4 protein-coding genes are annotated in these 3865 nt (G+C 59.6%); 1 reads left to right on the top strand and 3 read right to left on the bottom strand.

The genetic code is table 11. The features are described from left to right. From UP10_RS34875 to UP10_RS34865, 3 genes are all read right to left on the bottom strand, one after another. Positions 1-1211 (bottom strand): IS1182 family transposase (locus UP10_RS34875; RefSeq protein WP_044591722.1); only part of this gene is annotated, 1211 nt, incomplete at its 3' end. A 217-nt stretch (positions 1212-1428) separates the two neighbouring features. Then, a complete protein-coding gene (locus tag UP10_RS34870) occupies positions 1429-2301 on the bottom strand; it encodes an NmrA family NAD(P)-binding protein (protein ID WP_044591721.1) in 873 nt (290 codons plus the stop codon). A gap of 45 nt (positions 2302-2346) precedes the next feature. Continuing rightward, positions 2347-2769 (bottom strand): DoxX family protein, encoded by a 423-nt coding sequence (locus UP10_RS34865; protein WP_044591720.1) that lies wholly within the window; start codon positions 2767-2769, stop codon positions 2347-2349. Between the two features lie 119 nt (positions 2770-2888). Here UP10_RS34865 and UP10_RS34860 point away from each other — a divergent pair, with 119 nt between their 5' ends. Next, positions 2889-3794 carry a LysR family transcriptional regulator gene (locus tag UP10_RS34860; protein WP_044591719.1) on the top strand — a complete coding sequence of 302 codons (906 nt, stop codon included), beginning with the start codon at positions 2889-2891 and terminating at the stop codon, positions 3792-3794. Positions 3795-3865: the final 71 nt, after the last annotated feature.

Genomic DNA, 3865 nt, shown 5'->3' with positions numbered 1-3865 from the left:
TTCTCCAGAACGGCCTCGTGCTCCCAGCGTGTGATGCGGCGCTCGGGGCCCGTCGTGCATTGAACTTTTAGCGCGCAGGTTTTGCAGGCGCTTGTCCAATAGCGGCGCAGCGTCTTTCCGTCCTCTACGTTCGTATAGTGATAAGTTAGCCGCTCGCCGGCGGGACAGCGATAAACATCTGCGGCGGCGACATAGACGAAGTCCTGTTTGCCGAAGCGGCCAGCGGCTTTGGCGCCCGATGTCAACGGCTTCGGCAACATCACCGTGATGTCGGAATCTTCACAGGCCCTGATCTCCTCTCCATCGTAATAGCCGCGGTCTGCCACGACTTCGAGCGTCTCGACAGCCATCTCGTCGCGCGCCTGCCCGGCCATGTTGGCGAGTTGATTGCGATCGGTGCCCACATTGGTCACCTCGTGAGCCACGATGAGATGATGCTGCGTATCAACTGCAATCTGCACGTTATAGCCAACAATTCCGGTGTCCTTGCCACTTGTCGCCATCGAACGCGCATCAGGATCGGTCAGCGAGATCTGCTTGTCCTCGCTCTTCATCATCGCCGCATTGATCGCATTAAGCCGAACAGTCTCCTCTTTGAGCTTCTCGATCTTGCCCTTTAACCTCGCAACTTTAGCCTCTGGCCCTGCATCGCCGTGCCGATCGGCGGTCTCGAGCTGCGACAGATAGCGAGCGATACTCTCGTCGATCCGCTCCAGACGCCGCTTCATCTTCGCCTCGGTGAAGTTCTTGTCCCGCGCATTGACGGCCTTGAACTTCGATCCATCGATGGCGACGCTCGCTACAACAAGCAGATCAAGCTTGCGGCACAGTGCGACGAACTCACGGCAAACCCCACGGATGGCCTTGCCATTGTCCTTGCGGAAATCTGCGATCGTCTTGAAGTCCGGCGCCAACTGCCCGGTGAGCCAGATCATCTCGATATTGCGCTGGCACTCCCGCTCCAGGCGTCGGCTCGACGGCACCCGATTGAGGTAGCCGTAGATGTAGAGCTTGAGCACCATGCCGGGATGGTAGCCGGGTCGCCCCGTGTCGAGTGGCTGGACCCTAACGAAGCCGAGCTTATCCAGATCGAGCCCGTCGACGAACACATCAACCGCACGCACCGGATTGTCCTCGGCCACGTAGTCGTCGAGCACTGCCGGGAACAACGTGCTCTGCCCGCGATCAACCCCTTCCACGAATCCAGCCATCGCTCGTCCCCGTCGATTCACTGCAGAATAGCAGCAGAGGCGAGGTTTTCACACGGCCTGGGCCCTTTTCGGACCTCATCACGCGGTCTGCGGATGTCTGCTCACTGGGGTCCAGCGGACTGCGGCGGAAGGCCCGCCAACTTCCGAGTTTGCCCTGAACGGACCTCGCGCTATTCTCGTCTAGCCGGGGCAGAAGCGGGCACTCTCCGTCCCGGACCTACGCCTTGGCGGCGTTCTGTGCAGCTTCGAATACATCGCGTGCGGACGTCGTACCGGCTACGTGCTCCGTACCCGCGACTCCAAGGTCCATCCATCCTGCATTCACGGCCTCAAACATTTCTTCGGCAGGTCCGGTGTGGCCCTTCGGGATGCCGAATTGCTCGAACGCTTTCGCCCACCCTGCACGCGGGACTGCAAAGGCTTTGACGTCGAGATTCAGGACTTCACCCAATTGCTCCGCGACTTCATCCGCGGTGACCATCGAACCAAGCTCGACGGCGCGCTGCCCTGACCACGCTGGACCGGTCAAAAGGGTTGCGACCTCCGCGCCGATGTCGTTCGTCGCGACCATGGTCGATTTCCGGTTTGTCGGATTGTAGTAGACCGGGAGCGTTCCGCCCTGGGCGACCTGCAAGCCGTAGAGGAAGTTTTCGAAGAAACCACCTGCGCGCACAAATGCGATTGGCGATATCAGGTCGCGCAAACCTTGCTCCAGAAGCGACAACGCCGTGATCATCCCGAGCCCGCTGGTCCTGTTCGCACCCATCGACGAAAGCGCTACCACCCGCGGCGGCGCTGCCTTGGTGAGCGCCTCGACATAGTTCGCAATCACGCCCTTGGCTTCTTTGTAATCGGGCGAGGGGGCCCAGACAGCCGGCAACATGACAAACACGCCTTCGACGCCTTTGAGCGCCCGCTCGATGGCTGCCGAATCATTCCAATCACCGTTTACCAGTTCCACGCCCTTGTTCGCCCAGCTTGAAGCCTTCTCGCGATTGCGGACGAGCGCGCGGACTTCCTTGCCGTGCGCCAACAGATGTTCTGCCGTTGCGCCGCCCACTTTTCCCGTGATTCCCATGACTAAAAACATGTGTTTTCTCCTGATCTTGAGGGACAGAACACTGCCCTGGTTGGTTCAATGGATGAGCGGCAGAACGGCCCGGATTCGGGGATCGCGCGCGTAGAGGCCGCCCCATGTCATCGCGCCCAGAAGCAGGGACATGATTTCCGGCGGCGCCCCCAACTCACCAATGCGGACATGGGCGCAGATGGCACCTCCCAAAAAGCCCGTCACAAGGATCGCGCCGAGCACGGCGGTGGCCGGGATGGCGTAAAGGATGGCGCAGGCAAGGATGATCGGACCCACGACACGGGTCAGGTCCATCGCGAACCCGGTTTCCTGCAACATGCTCGCGATCTGTGCCGGCGCGAAAAGCTGAATGGTGCCGTCTGCCGCCAGAGCGATAACGACAAATGCGCTCATGATCCGGCCGGCCCACAGGGCGCGATGCACGGTCACAGTTTCAGGCACCTGAGGCAGGTTGATAGTTTCGGACACTTGTCATTCTCCGAGGAGGAATCCCATTATTTGGAGCCTATTGTGTCTCCTAGGTATGACAAACAACGAGGGAGCGAACTCACTGTTCTCTCTACGGTGAACAATGCCGAGGCAGGAAAATGCAGAATCTCGAACCCATCCTCATTTTCATAACGGTAGCGGACATGGGGAGCTTCAGCCGCGCAGCCGATAGCCTGGGCATTCAGAAGGGAAGGGCCTCAACGGCGATCCGGAAACTGGAAGAAGATGTCGGTGTCAGGCTTCTGCACCGGACGACGCGTAGCGTGCAGTTGACGGAAGACGGACGGGTATTTCATGCCCGTGCCCGCGATCTGCTTGCTGACGTTGATGACCTGCACTCAATGTTCGCAGGCGATCGCGTGGCACTTCGCGGGCGTCTACGCGTCGATCTTCCGACCGAGGTGGCACGGACAACGATCATGCCGGCCTTACCGGATTTCATGGCAACTCATCCAGAGTTGGAGCTGGAGGTGTCGAGTACGGATCGGCAAGTCGATCTGGTTCAAGAGGGGTTCGACTGTGTATTGCGGCTTGGATCCATCAGGGACGAGACGCTCATCGCCCGCCCGCTGGGCAAGTTACGCATGGTCAACGCTGCCAGTCCCGCCTATCTGGCGCGCTATGGCGTCCCCCGATCGCTAGAAGATCTCCAGCGTCAGGAGCATCGGACAATTCATTTTTCGACGATGCTGGGCGCAAGACCTTATGGATGGGAATATCCGGACGGCGACGGCTACGCCACGCTTCAGTTGCCAGGTGCGTTACACGTTAACAGTGCGCAGACCTACGAAGCCGCTGCCCTCGCCGGCCTTGGCCTGATTCAGGCGCCACTCTTGGGAATTGGCCGATACCTGGAGAGTGGAGCGCTTGTGGAGATCATACCCGATTTTCGTCGCCGGGCGCTCGCCGTGTCCCTCGTCGTAGCACATCGAAGCAATCTGTCGCGCCGAGTCCGCGCATTCATGAAATGGATCGAAAATGTGCTGACGCCGTATCTGGAATAGCGAGACGAACATCTTCGTCCGGTCCTCGAAATCAACATTTGAAGTTGTGTCTGTTCGTCGGCGGTCGGCGA

It is taken from the genome of Bradyrhizobium sp. LTSPM299 (genome assembly GCF_000938235.1).
Classification (GTDB): domain Bacteria; phylum Pseudomonadota; class Alphaproteobacteria; order Rhizobiales; family Xanthobacteraceae; genus Bradyrhizobium.
Note: the sequence above shows the minus strand (reverse complement) of the source record. Positions and strands in the feature narration are given on the sequence as shown.

Coding starts and splice junctions, on each gene's coding strand:
- UP10_RS34870 (WP_044591721.1), bottom strand. CDS start 2,301: ATGTTTTTAGTCATGGGAATCACGGGAAAAGTGGGCGGCGCAACGGCA.
- UP10_RS34860 (WP_044591719.1), top strand. CDS start 2,889: ATGCAGAATCTCGAACCCATCCTCATTTTCATAACGGTAGCGGACATG.